19 protein-coding genes and 1 pseudogene are annotated in these 20,876 nt (G+C 58.8%); 13 read left to right on the forward strand and 7 right to left on the reverse strand.

The window, feature by feature from the left end; all coding sequences use genetic code 11:
• Positions 1-492: 492 nt before the first annotated feature.
• Positions 493-957 carry an ATP-binding protein gene (locus tag IVB45_RS38980; protein WP_276011502.1) on the reverse strand — a complete coding sequence of 155 codons (465 nt, stop codon included), beginning with the start codon at positions 955-957 and terminating at the stop codon, positions 493-495.
• On the opposite strand from IVB45_RS38980, the gene IVB45_RS38985 reads away from it, so the two are divergent.
• Positions 926-1,090, forward strand: coding sequence for a hypothetical protein (locus tag IVB45_RS38985; protein WP_275992090.1), 165 nt, complete (start codon positions 926-928; stop codon positions 1,088-1,090). The two genes, IVB45_RS38980 and IVB45_RS38985, sit on opposite strands and share 32 nt — an antisense overlap.
• 852 nt (positions 1,091-1,942) lie before the next feature.
• Here IVB45_RS38985 and IVB45_RS07045 read toward each other — a convergent pair.
• The 3 genes and pseudogenes from IVB45_RS07045 to IVB45_RS07055 all read right to left on the reverse strand — a co-directional run bounded on the left by IVB45_RS07045 (position 1,943) and on the right by IVB45_RS07055 (position 3,512).
• Positions 1,943-2,224, reverse strand: a complete 282-nt coding sequence (locus IVB45_RS07045) for a transposase (protein ID WP_247359464.1) — start codon at positions 2,222-2,224, stop codon at positions 1,943-1,945.
• Between the two features lie 55 nt (positions 2,225-2,279).
• Positions 2,280-2,534 (reverse strand): annotated as a pseudogene (locus tag IVB45_RS07050) (transposase); the annotation flags it as partial.
• A gap of 282 nt (positions 2,535-2,816) precedes the next feature.
• Entirely contained in the window at positions 2,817-3,512 is a 696-nt protein-coding gene (locus IVB45_RS07055; RefSeq protein ID WP_247344785.1) for a nodulation protein NolW, read from the reverse strand.
• Positions 3,513-3,697: 185 nt separating this feature from the next.
• Between IVB45_RS07055 and IVB45_RS07060 the strand changes: the two genes are divergently transcribed.
• From IVB45_RS07060 to IVB45_RS07110, 11 genes are all read left to right on the forward strand, one after another.
• Complete coding sequence (locus IVB45_RS07060) at positions 3,698-4,177, forward strand: nodulation protein NolB (RefSeq protein WP_247344784.1); 480 nt, start codon at positions 3,698-3,700, stop codon at positions 4,175-4,177.
• A 9-nt stretch (positions 4,178-4,186) separates the two neighbouring features.
• On the forward strand, positions 4,187-5,053 hold the full coding sequence (gene sctJ / locus IVB45_RS07065; RefSeq protein ID WP_247359465.1) for a type III secretion inner membrane ring lipoprotein SctJ: 867 nt from the start codon (positions 4,187-4,189) through the stop codon (positions 5,051-5,053).
• Between the two features lie 13 nt (positions 5,054-5,066).
• Positions 5,067-5,699, forward strand: coding sequence for a nodulation protein NolU (locus IVB45_RS07070; protein WP_247359466.1), 633 nt, complete (start codon positions 5,067-5,069; stop codon positions 5,697-5,699).
• Positions 5,696-6,316 carry a type III secretion system stator protein SctL gene (sctL, locus tag IVB45_RS07075; protein ID WP_247359467.1) on the forward strand — a complete coding sequence of 207 codons (621 nt, stop codon included), beginning with the start codon at positions 5,696-5,698 and terminating at the stop codon, positions 6,314-6,316. Before IVB45_RS07070 ends, sctL begins: the two co-directional genes overlap by 4 nt.
• A gap of 89 nt (positions 6,317-6,405) precedes the next feature.
• Positions 6,406-7,674 (forward strand): type III secretion system ATPase SctN, encoded by a 1,269-nt coding sequence (gene sctN, locus IVB45_RS07080; RefSeq protein WP_276011503.1) that lies wholly within the window; start codon positions 6,406-6,408, stop codon positions 7,672-7,674.
• Entirely contained in the window at positions 7,650-8,183 is a 534-nt protein-coding gene (locus tag IVB45_RS07085; protein ID WP_247359468.1) for a hypothetical protein, read from the forward strand. The genes sctN and IVB45_RS07085 overlap by 25 nt, the downstream gene beginning before the upstream one ends.
• Before the next feature lie 233 nt (positions 8,184-8,416).
• The gene (gene sctQ, locus IVB45_RS07090) at positions 8,417-9,295 is read left to right on the forward strand and encodes a type III secretion system cytoplasmic ring protein SctQ (RefSeq protein WP_346015302.1); all 879 of its coding nucleotides are present in this window, start codon (positions 8,417-8,419) and stop codon (positions 9,293-9,295) included.
• Positions 9,288-9,953 carry a type III secretion system export apparatus subunit SctR gene (gene sctR, locus IVB45_RS07095; RefSeq protein ID WP_247300634.1) on the forward strand — a complete coding sequence of 222 codons (666 nt, stop codon included), beginning with the start codon at positions 9,288-9,290 and terminating at the stop codon, positions 9,951-9,953. The genes sctQ and sctR overlap by 8 nt, the downstream gene beginning before the upstream one ends.
• Before the next feature lie 2 nt (positions 9,954-9,955).
• Positions 9,956-10,231, forward strand: a complete 276-nt coding sequence (locus tag IVB45_RS07100; protein WP_018458364.1) for an EscS/YscS/HrcS family type III secretion system export apparatus protein — start codon at positions 9,956-9,958, stop codon at positions 10,229-10,231.
• Positions 10,232-10,242: 11 nt separating this feature from the next.
• Complete coding sequence (gene sctT, locus IVB45_RS07105) at positions 10,243-11,064, forward strand: type III secretion system export apparatus subunit SctT (RefSeq protein ID WP_018458363.1); 822 nt, start codon at positions 10,243-10,245, stop codon at positions 11,062-11,064.
• Positions 11,061-12,098: an EscU/YscU/HrcU family type III secretion system export apparatus switch protein gene (locus tag IVB45_RS07110; protein ID WP_247359471.1), complete on the forward strand. Its 1,038-nt coding sequence runs from the start codon at positions 11,061-11,063 to the stop codon at positions 12,096-12,098. The genes sctT and IVB45_RS07110 overlap by 4 nt, the downstream gene beginning before the upstream one ends.
• Positions 12,099-12,141: 43 nt before the next feature.
• Here the strand turns inward: IVB45_RS07110 and IVB45_RS07115 are convergent, their stop codons facing one another.
• From IVB45_RS07115 to IVB45_RS07125, 3 genes are all read right to left on the reverse strand, one after another.
• Positions 12,142-12,804 (reverse strand): CpaD family pilus assembly lipoprotein, encoded by a 663-nt coding sequence (locus IVB45_RS07115; RefSeq protein ID WP_018458361.1) that lies wholly within the window; start codon positions 12,802-12,804, stop codon positions 12,142-12,144.
• Positions 12,805-12,814: 10 nt separating this feature from the next.
• Positions 12,815-14,236, reverse strand: a complete 1,422-nt coding sequence (locus IVB45_RS07120) for a type II and III secretion system protein family protein (protein WP_247282082.1) — start codon at positions 14,234-14,236, stop codon at positions 12,815-12,817.
• Positions 14,237-14,309: 73 nt separating this feature from the next.
• Positions 14,310-14,999: a response regulator transcription factor gene (locus IVB45_RS07125; protein WP_247282071.1), complete on the reverse strand. Its 690-nt coding sequence runs from the start codon at positions 14,997-14,999 to the stop codon at positions 14,310-14,312.
• Positions 15,000-18,060: 3,061 nt separating this feature from the next.
• Here IVB45_RS07125 and IVB45_RS07130 point away from each other — a divergent pair.
• The gene (locus tag IVB45_RS07130; RefSeq protein ID WP_247359472.1) at positions 18,061-20,463 is read left to right on the forward strand and encodes a hypothetical protein; all 2,403 of its coding nucleotides are present in this window, start codon (positions 18,061-18,063) and stop codon (positions 20,461-20,463) included.
• The last annotated feature ends 413 nt before the right edge of the window (positions 20,464-20,876 follow it).

Consider the following 20,876-nt stretch of genomic DNA (forward strand, 5'->3'; position numbering starts at 1 on the left):
AACGATCGGTGCACGATATCGCGCAATGCAAGCACCCGCCCGCTGCGCTGGCGCTGCCGCCCTACACAAGCGACCCGGGCATACCTAATAGTAGCGGACGTATTGGTTCTGTTGTCTCTTGCTCGAGGTCTCGCCGGCCGGCTATCACGCCTGGCGCGAGCGTCCGGACAGAGCACGCACGACGACCAATGCTGCGCTCTCGACTGATATCTCATCAGGACAGCGGCGCTCGGGGACGGCAACCCACGGGTCTATGCCGCGCTGCGGGCACAAGGACCTGGCGCCAGCCCTGGCCGGATCGAATGCCTAATGCATCGGCAAGGCATCGGCGCCATGATGGCCCGGCCGCACCGCGTTGCCGACAGCCGTCATGGCCTGCCGATCGCGCCAAACCTCATCGATCGCAACTTTAGGGCCGCAGCAGCGAACCGGATCTGGCTCGCCGAAATCACTTACGTTTCGACTGCAGATGGCTGTTGTACCTGGTGGCGATCATGGACCTCTGTCAACGGGCAGCGAACTTTCCGTGAGAATGTCCAGATTTCCCTGGGTGACGGCGATTGTGCTTCGGGGATCAGCCGCTAAGTCATTGGTCCTTCCAGGCGGGCGGCCGCGGCGCTTGGGCTGCGGCGGGTTGGCGAGCGGACGTTTTCCGCGACGAGAGCGGCGTGCTGGCGGAGCCGATAGCTCGATCCCTCGATGTGATAACAATTGCGTGGGGAAGCAGTCCATCAAGCACTGCTGTGGCCAGTTTGAATTGAGGATCATCGCGCCCTTGTCATAGCGGGCGTCTTCCAACTGGAAGAACAGATTGCCGCCGCCAGGCGCGACCGGGAGGTAACCGATTTCGTCGACGACAAGGAGGGAGGCGCGGGCGAGGAACCGCAGGTGCTCGCGCACGGTGGTCGTCACGATGTCCGCGATCGTGGCGAACGCGACGCTCTTTCCCGCCTTCACGGCCTCGACCGCGAGTGCCGGCGTGAGATCGCTCTTGCCGGTGTCGCAAGCAGATGAATTTCAATTGGGCAAGCGCCAGAATGCGATTGCGATCGAGCTGGAATGCGAAGTCGAAGCCAGCGAGCCTTTTTGACCGTGGTCAGGCGAGACATTCTCAGCGCGGTGCTGACACCGCGACTGTCGCGCACGGGCAGCTCCTCGATAAGCGTTTCGAGCGCCTCAATCCAGGTGACTTCACCCTCTTTCAATCCGCCGCAGCGTGGTGTCCAGCATTCTGAGCGCACCTGGCATGTTGAGTGCGACTAGGCCTTTCTTGACGCTGTCGATCGCTGCCGGCTGCGCGTGGATGGTTATGGCCGGCCTTCCGATTGGGGGAGGCGCTTGCGACACCTCGGTAACACCCAGCGACCGCCTTGGCATGTGATCGCCGGCCCGATCGACGAGGGCTTCGGATACGCCTGGTCGCGACCTAGACCGGTTGACCGCCTGTCGATGCTAGGGCGCGACGCGAGTTCGCCGGCGGCCTTCTCTAGAACGGGATGGACGGCAACGATTGCGCTTGATCGAGAATGGGATTACATCGGGCAATTGCTGCACCTCGACACTGCGCCGCGTATGGTCGGGTATGCTGTAATAGTTCCCACTGATTCACACGAGCCCGTCGTGGCTGACACGGGTGGCGTTCGGCATTGGACTGGACCCCGCTCTGACTCATGTGTGGAACGGCCCGGGCTGCAAGATCGTTCTCTGGTCGAACAAGGGATGACGGTGCGGTCATATATTCGACCTGTAAACGCGGCGCCCGGCCGCTGGCCACGATGATATCCGCGGAAGCAATCGGCCAATCAATTTCTCGCGCTCGAAGCGCAGTAAGCCAGGCGGTCTGATTGCGACCGGGAATGTCGTCATTCGGGGTTCATCCAGATTTGCACCTTGCCTCCTCGGCAGCTTTCTTCTTCCGCCGGAGACTTCTTAAGATTAGGCTTCAGCATTGCACGCGACGCATGATAGATGCCGCCTCTGACCAGCAAGGCCCATATGGTGCGCGCAAGCTATTGGCGAACTCCACCGCTATGAGCTTGACGGCCCGTCTTTGCAGCATGGTCCGAATCCAGAGCGGGGCTTTCGAGCCTCGCTTGCCAAGCTTGATGATTGAGGTCGCACCAACGATCAAGTGCGTCCGTAGTTGCCGATTTTCAGGCTTTGATACTGCCCCGAGCCTTTCTTTCCCGCCGCTCGACTGTGCCCTCGGTGTTAACCCGTCCAAGCCGCAAAATGCGGTGCAGTCGCAAAACCGGGGCCATTCAAGACTGCTGTCCGAACGCCAGCGCCGCTACCAGTGCCTTCTCCGAGCGCTGATAGCGTTGAACAGCTTGGTCGAGAACCGCCCCTGACGGTCCTGCGGCACCTTCACCCGGGGTGATCAGCGAGCGGGTATAGTAGCCGGAGCGATAGCCCAGCCGCGCCTCGCCCAGCGCCTCCGCCATCGTGGCTTCGAGAGCTTCCTGCACCGCACCCCGGATTAGCGGTTTCAGGATCCCTTTCCGACGCAATAAGCTGTTTGACGGTAGAGCCATCCGTCCTAATCTTCGTCACGGTCTTGGTGGCCTTGCTCCGCTAGGGCGGTGATCTTCGCAAGCACCGGATTTACTATGACCGCTTCAGCCGCTAGCTTTTGCAGAACCTCCCGCACACTACCACCGGATATCCCGATACTGATGGACAAGGTCGCGCAGCGACAATTCTCGTGTTCTGGAGCCGATTTACGACACGTTCGTCTCGCCCTGCTTGTGCGGCGTCTGATCAGACGATCGGTCCAGCCTCCTTGCACACCCCGCGTAACGGCTGATTGAGCGGTATCATCTTGGGCCCGGCCCTTGCGCAGGCAAGGTACCCTCCTGACGCGGCAGGTCTGAAGAGTACGGGGCTTCAGTTCGCCCATCCCGAACGATCGTCGCGGAGGCGCCGCGATATAACATCAGCACAGATTCCCGAGACGGCATCTCGATGGAGCGAGGTCGCGCCTGCGCCTCCGCCACGAGACCATTGAGCGTCTGATCCACGAGTGCGATGAAGCGTGGTGGACCGGACGCAAGGACTAGGCCATTTCCCGGAGCCGATCTCATGATGTAGCGTTCGTCGGAAATGGCGAGCGCATCGAGGGTTGCCTTGAGCGCGTCGCAGCTGATTGAAGTTAGCAGAAGCAGACGAGTTTGCGCTTCCTTTGCGGTAGAGACGTAAAGCACGAGCCCATCGTAATACCATTGAAGATTGTAGACTTGAGTCAGATGATCAAGGAACTCGCGCGGTGGCAGGTCCGGCATGTGCCCGCGAATCCGACCCTTCACCTCGGCGCTGATGGTGACTTTAATATTGAGGTTGTTGCCGAATTCCTGCAGCGCGGCAGAAAGCTCCTGATCCAGAACCGTATATCGATAAGGGGTCGAGGGCAGCGACAGGGGAGCGCCGCGCGCGATCTGTGTTCCGCCGGAAACGAAAACGGCGACACACAGAACTCCGTTCAAAACGTGCGGGATTATGGATCGGATGAGCATTCATGGTTCTCTTTGACTTAAACTAACAGGAGTACGTTCGGTACGTGAACGCGAAACGTGATCTTTAGATGGCGATGTGCGGGCGAACTCGTCAGCTTGTCGTCAGCTGGCCTGTCTAGGACATTGAGCCGCTAATCGGCTTGAACGGCTGGTCGTATCACATCTCGATGAGAGCGAGTCTTTCCATGATGATGTTAGGCGCTGCGCCGATCTCTCACAATCTAGAAGGCCTGTCCAAGGCCTGTTCGGCAACAGCGGTCGACGAGCAGGTCCAGTTTCAGCAGAGTCTCTTGCAAGCGGCTTCGGTTCAAGACCTTGCGCCTCCAGTAACGGGAGCGGCGGCGGTTCCGCCGACATCCGAGGTATCGCGTGCAACAACACAGGCGAGCCCGCTGGGCGATCGCATCCTCCAGAATCTTTCTGCGATGTATCCGGTCAATGCAGTTCCAAAAGGTGCGGAGACCGGGTCGACGTCGGAGCCCCTTTTGCTGCAACCGGGCAAAGCGGAAGCAGGTGTGCCGGGCGCCCCCAGTGGCGCAGGTGACTTCGAGGCGATGTTGGCGAATCTGAAGGATGTTTCTGATAGCGTCATCCAGGTAACACTCATTTCAAATGGCATCGGTAGCCTCGGTTCATCTCTGAATAAGCTGATATCGGCGGGCTGAGTGGGGCGCATGATTGGTTTAATCGATCGCGACAGCGATCAGGCGCGCCCATTCCGCAAGCGGCTTCAACTTGTGGCTCTGCTGCCGCTCCTGCTTGCCCTGGTTGGTTGCAAAGCCGATCTCTACACGAAAGTTCAGGAGCGTGAGGCCAATGAGATGCTTGCGGTCCTCCTCAAGAACGGGGTCGATGCCCTCCGCGTTGCTGCTAAGGACGGGACTATCACGATCCAGGTCGAGCAGACTCAGATTGCTTCCGCAATCGACCTGCTGAATGGCGAAGGGTTGCCGCGCCACGCTTTCAAGAGTCTAGGCGAAGTGTTCAGCGCGGCGGGTCTGATTGCTTCGCCAATCGAGGAGCGCGCCCGTTACGTCTATGCGCTGAGCGAGGAATTATCTCGCACGATCAGTGATATCGATGGTGTCCTCTCGGCGCGCGTCCACGTTGTTCTGCCAAAGAACGACCTGTTGCGACGTGACACCACGCCATCTTCGGCGTCGGTTTTCATCCGACATGACTCGAGGGCAAATCTCTCAATCTTGCTGCCGCAGATTAAAATGCTCGTCGCCAACAGCATCGAGGGCTTATCCTATGACAAGGTGGCTGTTGTTTTCGTCTCAGTCGAGCGGCCCGCACTAGAGCCGCGACCGGCGGCTGCGGCTGGTCTCGCCCAAGCATCTGGAGTCATTTCGACGCCATTGGTTGCGGTTGGCATGGGTCTCGGCGGGTCTGTATTCGGCGTGCTGTCCTGCGTCTTGCTGAGCGCTCGTGGGCGTCAGCGCAGGCAATCATCTCAGAAAGTTAGCGCTGTTGGTGGGCGCTCGGCTGTCTCTGCTATGGAGATGATTCGCAAAGCGATTAAGCCTAATGCGGCGTAGTGTGGTATCCGACATGACGAGACCGAATCCGTCTGCCGAGCGGCATGATCCGCTGAAACTAGCCTCTGTAGGTATTCGTAAGCTTGCTGCCACGATTCATCCGACCCGCCTTGCCGCGCGACTTGACGCGAACCTCTCGTCCGCGACGTTGGTGCGACTGCAGAAGAGTCCTAGGCTGCAGATAAGACTGCAAGCGTTGCTGCTTGAAGATGAAATGGGCTTGAACGGAGGTGACTTCGAGCCAGACCTTCTCCTCGGGCATGATCCGAGCAGGGCTGCCCTCCTCGCCGGCGGCATTTGGCATGCCCGTTCGCTGACAAGGCTGGTTTCAAAGCATGATGTCGCCGCTCTGGTCGAGCACGTCGGCACCGAGGTGCTGGCTTTCGGGATCCGACATGCAGCGCATGCGGTTTCGACAAGATTAATTGCTGATCCTCAACAACTCGCGCTCGGGATTGAAGACGATGGACATGCCTGCCTCGGCGCTTGGCTCGATGAAGCGTCAACGCTTGATTGCCGCCGCGTGCTTCTACGCCTAGCTGTCGGAACGGCCGCCGACAATCCGGCGACTGAACACCGCGATGCCGCGGGCCAATTGTTTTCGCCGGTGTTGGCCCATTTGGCGAGGGAGGCCCCAGCGGGATGACAGACGACGAAACTGCGCCGCCCGTCGCTCCGCACATCCGCCCCCTTGGGCCACTCATAGCGGCGAGGGATCTCGAGATTTGGCACAGCGCCCTCGAGGCGGGTGCCGTGGCCGAGCGCAATCTGAAGCGCGTTCGCGGCTGGGCGCGCAGAGCTTATCAGAAGGAGCGTGCGCGCGGCCATGCTGAGGGGGTGAGGGCCGGCGCCGAGGAAATGGCACAGCTGGTCGCGCAGGCTGCCTCGGAAGTGGCACGACGAAAGGCCGTTTTGGAGCAGGAACTGTCAGCGCTCGTGATGGACATCGTAACTGATCTACTGGGCGATTTCGATCCCGGCGAGATGTTGGTGAGGACGGTTCGTCACACGATTTCGCACAGATATGGCGGGCCGAAACTGTCCCTTCATGCGTCCCCCATGGATGCTGATGCGCTTACGCGCGAATTTGCTGCCTGCGACGGACGGGAGGACCGGCCGGAAGTCCGAATTATTCCGGACCCGGCGCTGTCAGCGAACGAATGCGTGCTGTGGAGCGAATTTGGCAATATCCATCTCGGACTTGACGCGCAGCTCCGCGCATTGCGTTCGGGGCTTGGGTTAGATCATGAGGCAGACGAATAGTGACGGCGCCGAGACCAGACCATAGCTGTCCTGATGGAGATGGGACTCTGCACGCGGCGCTGGCGCGTCTGCGAACTACGGCAAGCCATGTGGACACGCGTGCCGTACGCGGGCGGATCACGCGTGCGATCGGCACGTTGATCCATGCAGTTTTGCCGGATGCTTGTATTGGAGAAGTTTGTGTGCTCAAGGATCCGCGCACCGGATGGTCGCTTGAGGCCGAGGTGATCGGTCTGTTGCAGGACGGCGTATTGCTGACGCCGATCGGTGACCTGCAAGGCATGTCCGGCCGCGCAGAAGTCGTTGCCACTGGCCGAATGCACGAAGTGCCGGTCGGCCCCAATTTGCTTGGCCGGGTGATCGACAGCTTCGGCCGTCCACTCGATGGCAAGGGCGCAGTCAAAGCCATGGAGACGCGCCCGCTGCGCGGCAAAGCGCCAAATCCAATGACGAGGTGCATCATCGCTCGCCCTCTGCCACTCGGTGTTCGCGTCTTGGATGGTCTTCTGACATGCGGCGAGGGCCAACGCATCGGCATTTATGGAGAGCCTGGTGGCGGCAAGTCGACGCTACTGTCGCAGATCGTAAAAGGCGCGGTCGCTGACGTGACCGTGGTTGCGCTGATAGGCGAGCGTGGACGCGAAGTGCGTGAATTCATCGAGCGGCATCTTGGGGAGACTGCCCTCCGCCGCACGGTCGTCGTCGTTGAGACCTCCGATCGCTCAGCGACGGAGCGGGCGCAATGTGCTTATACGGCAACCGCGCTCGCCGAATATTTTCGCGATCAAGGCCTGCGCGTCGTTCTGATGATGGATTCATTGACGCGATTTAGCCGCGCTATGCGGGAGATCGGGCTTGCTGCCGGTGAGCCACCGACTCGCCGGGGCTTTCCTCCCTCTGTCTTTGCAATGTTGCCAGGTTTGCTGGAGCGCGCTGGTATGAGTGAGCGTGGCTCAATCACCGCCTTCTATACCGTGCTTGTGGAAGGTGACGGCACGGGCGATCCAATCGCCGAGGAAACGCGTGGCATTCTCGATGGTCATATCGTTCTTTCACGCTCTCTCGCGGCGCGGGCGCATTTCCCCGCCATCGACGTACTGTCGAGCCGCAGCCGCGTCATGGATGCCGTCGTATCTGCACCGCATCGCAAGGCAGCATCCCTCTTCCGTGATCTTATCTCCCGTCATGCAGAGGCCGAATTTTTGATCAAGGTTGGCGAATACAAGCAAGGCAGCGATCCGCTGACGGACCGAGCTGTCGCTTCGATCGATGATCTGCGCGAGTTTTTGCGCCAGGGTGAAAACGATGCGTCCACTTTTGAGGAAACTGTCACATGGATGTGCCGTCTGACCGCATGAGTTGCATACACGTTTCGAGCTTGCGGCAAGTGAAGGATATGCGCGAGCGTAGTGCACGTAGTGAGTTGTCCAATATGGAAGCCAAGCGTCATATCGCGACCTCGGCCGCGGAGCACGCATGGCAGGAACTTGGAATTGCTGAAAAGCATCATACAGATGCCCAGGCGGAGGTTTACCAGCAGTTGATGTCGGTCGGTACCTTGTCCGTCGTTGAACTCGATCATTGCCAGCTCACCCTTGAGAGGCTAGCGATTGAGATCACCTCGAAACGCCGCACACTTGAGGAGGCGCGTATCACTCAAAAGCAGGCCGAGACAGCGGCATCCGAGAGGCGTGCGCACTGGGCGAAGCGTTCCGCAGCGACTCATAAATGGCGACAAATCGAGACCGACGTCCGGCGTGCGGCCGATACCCATTCGGAAGTAACAGCCGAGCTAGAGGCTGATGATGAAGTCTTGCTTCGCCATGGGAGGGGTTTGCCCACGCTGGTGGCGGGCGATTCAATTTGATGACCGCTAGTCCAGTTGGGAACCAAATGCGCTGCCCTGTACAGTCGCCTCCTGCAACTCGCGCGAACGCATACGCGAAGTACGAGCCGAGCCAGCGTCTAACCCAGAGTCTCGTCTCATGGCTCAACAGAAACGTGCGGCCCTCCGCCTCTTTGCGGAGTAACCTTTGCGACAAGCCGCTATCGGTGCGACTGGAACGACTTGTGTGGCAGGAGGAACCTCCGGCTCTGTCGATGCTCGATTGCGTTTGGCGCCTCGGCGATGATGCGCTCGTGTTGTCGATACCGCATGCGCTTGCGGAGGTCTTGATCTCGACAGTACAGAGTGGCCTAGCTTTACTTTCCGAGCCAAGTCGTTCGCTGGTTCTCGAACTTGCACTTGAATCGTTGCTCGCGCACCTGGAGACTGAGACAGAGCAGCAACTGCGACTCCTTCATGTTGGAAAGGCCGAGAAGAACGGGCCTTATATCGAACTCGACATCATCTACGGTCCGGTCAGGGGCAAAGGTCGCCTATTTCTTTTCTCGCCTCTTGACGGACCGATACCGCCGGCGTTCCGCGCCTTAGGCGAGCTACTCGGCCAATTGCCGCGACAGTTGTGCGAGGTCCCCGCACAGCTACCCGTTACAATTGCAGGAGAGATCGGCTCCCTCCGGGCGTCAGCCTCGCTTCTTCGCAAAACACGTGAGGGCGACGCTTTGTTGCCGGATGTAATGCCATTCGCCCGCGGTCAGATCATCCTCACTGCCGGCCCGTTATGGGCCGCCGCAGATGTCACTGGCACCCGCCTGATTCTGCACGGACCGTTTCGCTTGCGGCCGCGCCCTCTGGAGTATGCGCATATGACGACACTGCCCGGTTTACAGCAGTCGCCTTCGGAAGCCGATCTCGACGATATTGAGATTTCGCTTGTCTTTGAATGCGGCCGCTGGCCCATCACGCTGGGAGCCCTGAGAAGCATCAGCAAAGGATATGTATTCGAACTTGGCCGGCCGGTCGACGGCCCGGTCGATATCCTTGCAAACGGCGTACGTATCGGGAGTGGCGACATAGTACGTATTGGGGACGAGCTCGGCGTTAGACTGCGTGGCGGGTTAGCGGGCAATGACTAACATTGAACCGGCAATACTGCCGCTTCTTGCGGTCACGGCCGCGCTCGGCTTGTTGGTCTTCGCTGTCGTCACGACCACGGCGTTCGTAAAGGTATCTGTCGTTCTCTTCCTCGTTCGCAATGCGCTTGGGACCCAATCGATTCCACCGAACATCGTTCTATACGGCGCAGCATTGATGCTCACCGCCTTCACGAGCGCCCCCGTCTTTGAGCAGAGCTACAATAGAGTCGCCGATCTGCAGCTCCGCTATCAAACGCTCGAGGATTGGGTAGCCGCCGCGAAAGTGGGGCAGGAGCCGCTGCGAGGCTATCTCAAGAACTTCACCAATGAAGAACAGCGAGGCTTCTTCCTGTCCTCGACCGAGCGTGTCTGGCCGGAAGAGATGCGCGGCAGAGCGACAGCCGATGATTTTGTCATTCTCGTCCCATCTTTTCTAATCTCAGAACTCAAGCGTGCCTTCGAAATCGGGTTTTTACTATACCTTCCGTTTATCACTATCGATCTGATCGTAACGACCATTCTGATGGCCATGGGCATGTCAATGGTGTCTCCGACAGTGATCTCAGTTCCTTTCAAGCTGTTTCTGTTCGTGGCGATTGACGGCTGGTCGCGGCTTATGCACGGGCTGGTGCTGAGCTATACAACACCTGGAGGGTGAGCATGGATGAGGCCACTATTCTCCCTTTTATGAGCCGATCACTGGTGCTTTTCATGACCTGGGTTCTGCCTCCGCTCATTGCAGCGGCGGTCGCCGAAACCATCATCGGCATCATCCAGGCGGCAACGCAGATCCAGGATCAGACATTGCCACTGACTGTGAAGCTTTTGGTCATTGTTGGGATTATAGGTTTGTTTGCTCCGGTGCTGAGCGCCCCGCTCATCGAACAAGCCAAGCAGATCTTCACTGATTTTCCCGCGCTCACGACGGGCTACTAGCAGCAGCCGTCATGTATGATCTGTCAACCGCCGACACGCCAAGTCTGATCCAGGCGACCATCGAACTCGTCGTTGCTGCCGGCCTTGGTGCGGCCCGCCCCGTGGGCATCATGCTGGTGCTTCCGGTATTTACGCGTCCGCAGATCGGCGGCCTGATCCGCGGTTGCCTTGCCGTCGCGCTCGAACTACCATACCTGGCGCACATCGCCGATGGCCTGAAGGAGCTAGATCCGGACACTCGTCTGCTCAAGATCCCGCTACTCGGTCTTAAGGAGACGTGTGTCGGCCTACTGATCGGCGCCCTCCTCAGTATTCCCCTCTGGAGTCTTCAGGCCGTCGGCGAGTTCATCGACGCGCAACGGGGCATCAGCAGCGTGGTCACTCCCGCCGATCCCGCGACACGCAGTCAGGCTTCGGCGACGGGACTTCTTATCGGGACCACCGCGACCACGATCTTCGTCGTATCGGGGGGCCTGCAAACCATGATCAGCGGGCTTTACGGCAGCTATCTGGTTTGGCCGGCTTATCAGCTTGGACCCACGCTGAGCATGCAAGGGACACTGGAGTTGTGGGGCGTGCTCGACAGCATCATACGTACCGCCGTCCTGGTCTCTGGACCTGTGGTAGCTTTCCTCTTGCTGGCCGACATATCAGCGCTTCTGCTCGGGCGCTTTGCGCCGCAATTCAACCCGCGGGACCTATCGTTGACGATCAAGAATATAGGTTTTGCGATCGTCATGGTGACTTATACGCTCTACCTCATCGAATACATGCAAGCGGAAATCATGCAGTCGAGCCGAGAGCTGGAGAGGCTTGAGAGGAAACTGAAGTGAGCGACACGAGCGAAGAGAAAACGCTCGCCCCCACTGAAAAGAAGCTAAGCGACTCGCGCAAGAAAGGCGTGGTTCCGCATAGCACGGATCTAGTCAGGGCCCTCAGCGCTTGCGCCGGTCTCGGTTATGTCTGGTTAGAAGCGAGTTCCATCTACGACAAATGTCGTGAAGCGCTCATGCTGACTGACAAGCTGCTTGATAAGCCGTTCAATATTGCGGTCGATCTTGCGCTCGGCGTCTTGCCCGAACTTGCACTGGGAATTGTTGGCCCGCTTCTTGGGAGTATGGTCACCTGCGCAATTCTGACGACGGTCCTAGCCAATGGTGGATTAGTGTTCTCCTCCGAGCCGATGACGCCGAAATTCGAGAACATTGATCCCATCAACGGACTGAAGCGCATCGCCTCTTTGCGTTCCCTCATCGAGCTTGGCAAGACCTTGTTCAAGGTCTTCTGCCTCGGCGCGATCTTTGTCCTCGTCGTTGTCGGCGCGTGGAAGACACTGGTCTATCTGCCGGTTTGCGGCACGGGCTGCGTCGAGTTCGTGTTCATTCAAGTGAAACTGTTGATCGGGATTGCAAGTGGTGCATTTCTTATCGGCGGATTGGTCGATCTCCTCATCCAGCGTTGGTTGTTCTTGCGCGGCATGCGCATGACTAAGAGCGATATGAAGCGCGAGGACAAGGAGCAGCAAGGCAATCCGGAGGTCAAACGCGAACACCGACGCCTTCGGCGGGAGCAGGCGAGCGAGTCTCCTCTCGGCGTGAGTCGCGCGACATTGATCTTGACTGGGCGCGAGCTGCTGGTCGGGGTACGCTACATCCGTGGCGAAACGGGTGTCCCGGTCCTGGTTTGCCGCGGCGACGGGGAGGCGGCTTCACGGCTCTTTGATGAAGCGAGGCGCCTTCGTCTCAGTATCGTCGAAGATCACGTCCTGGTCCGTGAGCTAATCCGCAACACTAGCCTTGGCAATTCCATTCCTGTCCAGTACTTCGAGGCTGTCGCAAAAGCACTCTTTGCCGCCGGCCAAGTCTAGTTCGTGTTGTGAATGAGGTCGCATCGAATGACTGATGTTCTCGCTATCGAGAGGGCTGCACGGTCTGGGTGCCGGCAGACGTGGGATCTGACGGCAGCTTGTTGTTAGCCATACCCAAGTTGCTGTTATTGCCGGTCGCGAAGGTTTTGTATGTGGCAACGGGAATGGCCGCACGATTGCCATCACTCGGCACAACGGCCTGATTGTCAATCAAGTCGCGCGGATCGTTGACCATGCCGGCCAAGTTGTTGCGGATCGAGCAGCCAAGCGTCGGATCGAAAGAATTGTCGTTCACTGAAGGGCCGACGATCGCAATCGACGGACAAACGGGAGGGCGCGCCTCGTACGTAATCGCCTCGATTCGGGCGGCAGAGCCATCACGCCTATCGATGAATGGACCGTACAGGCGGATGTTGTGAGCGTCGACGCCCACTGCGCGGGCCTCAGCTGCTATCTGCGCCCCGAGCCGACGTGAGCCGACGATATCAAGATGGAGCGTGTCGTACCGACCGCGACTGGTACTCGCTATGAAGTAACGCAGACGCTGCCGTTCGGGCCCTCCAAGGGTCTGTAACAGTAAGACGTTCTTCTCTTGTTCAACCAGGATCGCTTGCGCGGTCGGCTCGAGGTAAGTCGGCGCGGTGCTTGCGCAGCCACCTAGACTGGCCGTCAGACCGATGAAGGGGCGCACGAATCGTAATCTCATTGGTCGATCCTCATTCGATGGTGTGGCCGGTGCCCCTTGTCGCGCCTGGTACGCTTATCGGGGGAGCACCGCGAACAGGCGAGCGCGTTGCCAATGTGTTCGTCAGACTGCGCGCGAGGTCTGAGGGCGGAGCGATGCGGTCGGTGGGCGCACTCATCTGCTTCGAGTTCGATCTTGGCCGCACGACGTAAGGCGTGACGATGATCACGAGTTCCGTCTCATCCTGTTGAAATGACGATGAGCGAAATAGCGCACCAAGAATCGGAACGTCGCCGAGCCAAGGGAAAGTCGTGATCTCAGTGCTGAAGTTGCGCCGGATAAGCCCACCAATTGCAAAGCTCTGGCCGCTGGCGAGCTCGACAACCGTGTTTGCACGCCGGGTGGAGAGAGCCGGCACGGAGATGCCGTTGATGTTGACAGCACCTTGTGACGATAGTTCGCTGACTTCAGGCTTCACGCGGATATTGATCTGATTGTTACTGAGAACGGTCGGCACAAACTCCAGGCTGACGCCGAAGTGACGGAACTCGACAGAGACCTGCCGATTGTCCTGCAACACCGGAATGGGAAATTCGCCGCCGGCGAGGAAGCTGGCGGATTCGCCTGACATTGCGGTGAGGTTCGGTTCAGCAAGTACGGAAGCGAGGCGCTCGTGAGCCAGTGCATCGAGCATAGCGCTGACGTTCACATGGCCAGTGTTGACCCCCATCTTCGCCGTACCGCCGCCCTGCGCCGCGCCGTATCCACCACCACTGCCACTGACCAACCCGAGAGTGAAAGGGCCAGCTTGACCGGAAGCGGAGAGGTTGACGCCGAGCTCCTTCATGGCGCTCCGCGAGACCTCCGCCACCCGCACGCTCAGATTCACCTGCAATGACCCCGCCACCTGAATCTTGTTGACGACGAGCGCACCAGACCCAAGAAACTGCTCGGTCACTTTCATCGCTATATCGACGATCTCCGCATTGGGCGCCGTACCGCTAAGGATGGCCCCACGCGGGGTGTAGCTTACCTGGATGGGATAGTCACCGACCTGGGCTTTCAGCGTGGCGCGCAGATCCTCGATCGGCTGGGTGACGACAACACGCAGCTCAGCGAGAGCCTCCCCGGCCTCGTTCAGTGCGAACAAGGTGGTCCGACCGGATTTTTTGCCGAAAACAAAGATGGTCCTGTTCGAAGGTGCCTGATAGTCCGCGACCGTAGGATCTGCGACAAAGATGCTCGCGGCTGGCGCTGGCAGGTGAATCGTCTTACCTAGCGAAGAGGAAAGGGTCAGCGTTGCGCTAATGCCGTCGGCAGCCGTACGCTGCGGCCCACTTCCATCATCCCGCTTGATCTGAGCTACGGCCGCAGCCGGGAATAGCAGGATGACCACGCACAAAAGCTGCCAAAGACAAGGAAGAAATGTGGACGAAAGGCCGTTGGCGGCGATCGATCCTCGAGTGACGCCAGCATGCTTGTCAAGAATGATGCTCAAGATGGTCTTTTCTTTCAAGTTCAATTAACTACGCGGTCGATGCCGCGCCTTTCAATTCAAGCACGTAGCCGATCCCGCGCGCGGTTTTGATCCGTAGCGTCGCACCGGACCGACTCAAATGACCGCGCAAACGATAGATTCCGACCTCAAGCGCATTGGTTGAGACCTCGTCGTCAAATGCATAGAGGCTATCTTCCAATGACGCACGAGCCACGGTGCGGCCGGCGCGGCTGAGCAGATGTTCGAGAATGCACACCTCGCGGCGGGCAATTGTCAGTGGTCGACCATTGACCGTCGCTTGCCGACCGATCGAATCGAATCGTAGATTGCCAAAGGTAACAATGGGGGCCGTCATTTGCGTTGACCGGCGCAGAGTAGCGCGCATTCGTGCGATGAGTTCATCAGTAGATACGGGCTTGGGCAGGAAGTCGTCCGCACCGCCATTAAATAGCGCTATCCGCCTACCGAGCTCATTGAAGTTACTCATCATCACGGCAGGCATCGAATGTCCGTCACGTCTCAACTGCTTCAGCCAATCCAAGCCGTCTCCATCCGGTAGAACCAACTCGAGCAAGAGAATGTCATAGCTGGCGCAAGAAAAAGCGGCGGCGGCCTCGTCCAGGGTGCACGCTACGTCAACGGCAAAACCGCAATCGGAGAGCGCATCTTGTACAACGCGCGCAGGGTCCCTCTCATGATCAACGAGTAGCGTTCGCATTCCAGGACATCCTATCAAGTAACGCCAAGACACCCACCACGTCACGCCACCCCCGAGCGGAATTGAACAGTCCGGCCTCCGCGTAAGCATTGGAATCCGGAATAGACGAAGAGCTGCGGTACAGGCGAATCGCATATTGGATCGGGATTCCATTGTGAGCTCGACTGGCGTTGTTCACTGTCTCACGTGGCGCGCGTGAATCTTGGTGACGTCGAATGTGCTCTTTCCATCGGGGCGTAGGCGGCAATCAATACAATGCATCGATAGGCGGGCAGCACCCGCTCAGCGCCGGAACAATCGCGGCAGTTGTCGCCGACATCGTGAAGTCGAGATGATTGCCGAGAACACATTGATTGGTGAAATCGATGGTTTGGTTCGATGCATTCACATGGCGGATTAGTGACAATGCCGTTCCATGGTCTGGATCTAAATCTCCTCATCACGATCGATGCTTCCGATGGCGAGCGCAGCCGCACGGCCGCAGGTTTGATGGGGGAGCAGCGATGATATGCGATTTGCATCGCGGCCCTCAATTTGCAAAGCCTCACACGCCGGCAGGCGTTCCGTGCTTGAGCAACGAACTTCCTCATTCGGCCAAAAAGGTGAGCCTCCTTCGTGCTCCGATCACCGGAGCGACAGTGATGGCCAAGCGCGGCTACGCTCAGCTGGAGAACGCCATAACGAGGCCGTCCTGCCGCGCCTTCCTATTGTTGACTTTTATAAAATCACCGAGACGCTTTGGAAAGAAATGCTCAACGGCCGGACAATCCAAAGACGGGGGGTGACATGAACTTGGCCGCACCGGGCAAAACCGTGCCTACAATCCGATCGCGGTGTCCATGATCACGTACTCATCGCAGCTTTGCCGACAGCAAACCTACGACGTTGCGTGATGCACGGCGCTTTCCCTACCCGGCAGCACATGAAGTGTGAAATCAATTCTTTGGATAGATTGCATTCACATCCTGGATAGTGACAAGACCTCTGAGGTCTGTGTCTCAGTCTCCTAGTCGCACCTGATGCTCTGATGACCGAACGCAATCTGTCGCTGACAGCTCTGGTAGGGTGAGCGATGATTTTGGTGATTTTGCATGACGGCGTCTTCCTGCAAGGCTCACATTGGGCACCGACTCTTCTGGACTAGCAAACCCAGTCATGGTCACTCGCCCAGCAATGTCGGTTTGGCTCCATCCGGACGTGAGAAAAATGTTGTTCTGATCGACATTCTACGTCTGATCAGAATGTGCAGCATCTCGCAATCGGTGGGCGACTTGCTCAGGAAATCGCATGGTGCATGACCGCGCGTCTGCAAGTTGTCCCGTCTGAGCCGAAGCGCCCCGGTCCTAGAGAGCTTGACGGCCAATAAGTCTTCCGCAGAGTGCTTGGCCGGCGCATTGGAGCGCGGACAGCTGCTTTGGTCACGTTGTGGTCAGCTAAGCTGTATATCCTCCTGACAAAGCTTGCCGCGCACGAGCTCAATCGCGTGCACTTTGCCAATGCGGGAGCGATCTGATGTATGGGCAGAATCGGTGGATCCGTTTTGCGGAACGGTTGCCGGCCTGGAGCGAGGTGGGTCGTCGTCGACGGGCGCGTCGCCATACTCCTTGCGTTCCAATCCGCCCATTATCAAGATCGTCGACCGAGAATCTGTTCATGCGCAAAGTGAAGAGAGTTTTGTCCAGTGACATCATGCACATCGCCAGTAACCCGCAGGAGCACTCGGATTTTGTCGGAGAAAGCCGAGCGGGCTGCAACTGCCGGTGAAGGCTATTCCAGTACTTACGGTGATCCGGATAAGCCCGCGCGATTTTTCAGCTATCAGGTCGGGTGACGAAACTGTGAGCCGGAGGCTCAGTCCGGATCGAGGGAGACCAGTTTCGCCGACAGTTCGGGCGTAACGTTATCACGTCCCTGCTAGATGTACGCAGTACTCATCCGCTCGACGAGTGCGCGGGCGATATCCTGCTGGAGCATGAACTGCGAATGGACGGCGATCATCCGTTGGTCTTATCACGTCCTGGCATAGGAGGTATGGAACCCCGTCTACGGAAATGGGTTTTGTTCATGGCGGGTCGCAAAAAATGGGTGCTTGATCCTCAACAGCATCCCAAAGTGTGGACGGAGAACGAGAACGACCAGTAGCACCGAGTAGACAGCCCTACAAAGTATCTTTCCAAAGTCGAGGATAGCGATGGTCAAGAGAGCTGCGAGACGGATTTCGTCTGACGATGATCCCTCGTATTACCTGGAGCGCGCTGTTCGAAGATTGGCTGTGGGACAAGGCGATTCGGAATGATGAAGGCGGCTGGAACCGACTGGTATTTCGCTATTGCAGGGGCCGATTCAGTAGTGAACTTGAAGGAAGCGCTCGCGCCGGATAGTGCTCGTCGCGCGTGACAGATGCCCGGTTTCGAACGTCAAGTTTGACTTCCTGGCTACCGCTTCCGGCCGCGACGGGCAAAGAACTCACAAAACGCCTCAGCATTTTGCAGTTTTCTGCCTCGGCTCAGCGCTTCGGCGGTGAAGTTTATGCGGGTGCCTCCGAAAACGACCCATGTGTCAATGGTGACATCGCTCGGCAGCTCAATCCACTCCTGCGGCCGGGGATTGTATATTTCGGTCGATTCAGGCGGGCGCCTCTGTGGCAATCCTTCGATACGTCAATCAGACAATCGAGGCTTGGATGATGCGGAGGTCCAAACGCTTTATGGGTCGCAAGGCCAAGACCGGCCGCGTTCTCGAACGGCTATCTCGCGAACGTCCCGGGTTTTTGCACAATGGAAGGTCGGCATACCCAGCTCGTTCGCCTAATGGGAGCCCAGTGACGCGAGAGTCTCACGTGGGGATCCATGAGAGCCCGGCAGTGAGATTCCGCCGGCCTACTCGCCAAGCCGTCTGCTCGGATGTGTGAGGGTAAAGCCAAATGGCCTAGCTACTCGACCACGATCCACGGCGATGTGGGTTTCCTGTGCAACCGGAAAAACGCCCTTCGTCAGCTACTCGTCAGCCAGTCTGTCTATCCAGACAGGCTGCGCATTCTCGACTTGATTGGAGATGGAATATGACGGGCATTGGCCGATCTGGAAGATCGCGCACTGCAGATGCTGGAGCCGGATCGAGCAGTTCACGCTCGCACTCAAGTCTAGCCCCTGGGGAAGGCAGTCAATCGTTCGATTCCGTCGTGGAGCGGATGCGCTCTGGGCCCCAACATAGAGGGACGCCCTCCGCTAGCACGGCGCGCGGTGCCGACGATGCCCTTGGCGACAGGTCTTCCGGTCCCTCCGTTGGCCCAGATCGAATCCTAGGCGCTGCGGCACGTGCAGCCGCTGCGCCACGTGGAGCCACTGCGCGGCGGCGCGGCTTTCCCTCAGTGTCCGAGGGTGGAGACACGGCGCCGGTCGCCAGCCAGCCGCCAACTTCCGGTGTGGCAGTCCCTATTTCCTCGTCAGAGGAAGAAATCAACGCAACAAGGCGACACATGGACCGCCTGCGTGAGGACTATGCCGCTTGCCGTCAGCCGGGCGAGGATGCCGAGCTGAAGGAGGCGCTAGAGCTGAGCGATCGATTCGTCAAAGCAGGCTCGGCAGTTCTGGAGTACTACGCGAGCCTGCGCCCGGCCGTGGCGCCGAGCATTCTGTCCGACGCCGAGGCCCGTCAATACTGCTATGCCGTGCTCCAGGCGGGGCGTCAGGGCAACATGGTGGCCTCGGCGATTATCCTCGCCTTAGAAGAGCGCAGACAGGTATCGGCAGGCCTGTTCCAGCGGATTTCGAAATCCAACGCTACCCCCGACCAGCTGAGCCGAGTGGCTTCCAGTATGGTGAAGGACCATGTGCCTGTCATCGAGTGGTGGGGAAAGAAGCTGTTGCGCTCGGAACGGATGCAGTCCGCCTGCGAGACCACTGCCAACTTGCCAAGCACGACGCCCGAGATGCGGAAGGCCAACGAAGCCGCACTACGCCTGCACACCGGCTCGGCACTTTATGATGGGTGCTTGTATCTGGAATCGCGGATTAAGCTCGCGAAGCTTCTGATTGAGTCTCAGGCGAGCACGTTTGAACCAGCCGTGAGGGACGCCCTCATGGATGAGAACGGGCGGGTGCGTCTGCTCGGGACCTATATCCAGGATGCTTTTCCGGCATTCGTCTCGACGTACAAAGCCGTTCTGAACAAGGACGGAGAGCCACTCGACGCAGAGCACTGCACCGTTCTGGAAGGAGTCATGGAACGGCATTCGGAATTTGCCTCAGAGGTGGAACGTATCGTTGCCAGGCTAAGGGATGCTAGAACGGATGCCGACCTTCCATTGGAACAGTTGGACCAGATCGTGGAAGGTGCATGGGTCACCGCGCACCAAGTCACGCGACTTTTGGCAGTGCAGCCAAAGAGGCAAGTGGAGCCGCCTGCCCAGACTGCGATATCGGAAAAGACCGACTTAGCGGCTGAGAACCACGCGGCGCGCAGGAAGGGGAAAGGCAAGCGCGCACCGGCCGCACGCGAGGGGAGTTCAACGGCCGGGCTGCGCGAGCCGCAGCTCGCTAGGCCCGACGCTGCCACAGCCTCTACTGCCAAGGTTATCGTACTCTCGGATCTGGGTACGAAGAAACTCGCGAGTGCGGAGGAGGCACGCGCGAGGGCGTCATCATCGGCGACCGGGCACCTGGCGATGTGGCAGGCTCCGCCCTCCAGGAACGCACTGACGGGACTACTCAAGCGATTGGACGAGCTGCTGCAGTTCGATCTGCCGGCTCAGCAAAGCGCCGTCTCGCAAGCGCGCCAGATGAAGCCTGAGGACGCCGACCACGTCGTGGATCTCGTCCTTAAGCGCCTGGAGACGCAGACCGCCGAGATTAAGAACTGTGTAGCCGCGCTGGAGGAGCCCCGCCGACATGGCCTACTCACGCATGCGCAATTGCCTGAAGTGCACGGAAAAATAGTCCGGCTTAAGACGATGTTGTCCGAGGTTCAGGGACAGGCAAACTCGTTGAACGCACGAAAGGCGGCGATCACGATCGATTGCATGAAGACGTACGCGTTTCCGTCGCAGAAGTACCTTGAACAATTGCAGGCGGCCGAAGAACTTGCGTCTGTGGATCCACCCCGCGCCTTGAAGAGCGAGCCAGCGACGCTGTTCGAGGTCAAGCTGCAGCCCAAGGCGCTGCGCAGTGGTAGGATGCCAAATCCGATGTGGGTGCACATCCATACCAAGCTGCCGGTACATGCCTGGCAGTTGGCCACGCTGGGCGGCGCCGACTTCGCCGCTTGCCACGTGAAGTCCAATGAACAGCGCGGCTACAATCGGCAATGGCAGAGCGCTCGAGCCGCCACGGGGCACGAGAACGTTGTGATCCACCGCGGCAAGCTCACGCCTGCGTTCTGTAAGTCGTTGTTGAGCATCGTCCCATGCGACTCCCTTCGCGAGGCGGAGCATGCGTCGATGCAGTTCGCGCGCCTCAGGATGTAGTTACCTGAGTGTCTCACGCCAGAGCGTCGCTGTGGTGACACCATCAAGCAGACCGTTATCAACGAGAGGAAATCCTCGATGAAATCGAAGCCGGCGCGGGCTCCTCGAACAGATCGACAACGGGTCCGACTGAAATTCGATCGGGAGCGTGGAGACCCCGACTTCCGTTCGCTTGAAAAACAGCATCGCGGCCCTTGTCGCCGCGCTTGCGATGGCCGGGTCCGAATAGCCTAGGATCCGGCTATGCTTCAGATCGTGAATGAAGCAGTTTTGCGCATTTGTGTTCGAGATCCCATCGCCGATCGCTTCGTAAGTGTCTGCGGCGCCGTGCTTAGCGCCCTACTGTCAATCGGCGTTCGACTGGGGGTCTGACTCATTTCCGATGAAGTTTGCCGGGCGACTGTGGTTCTCAA

Source organism: Bradyrhizobium sp. 4 (genome assembly GCF_023100905.1).
In the GTDB taxonomy this organism is placed as follows: Bacteria; Pseudomonadota; Alphaproteobacteria; order Rhizobiales; family Xanthobacteraceae; genus Bradyrhizobium.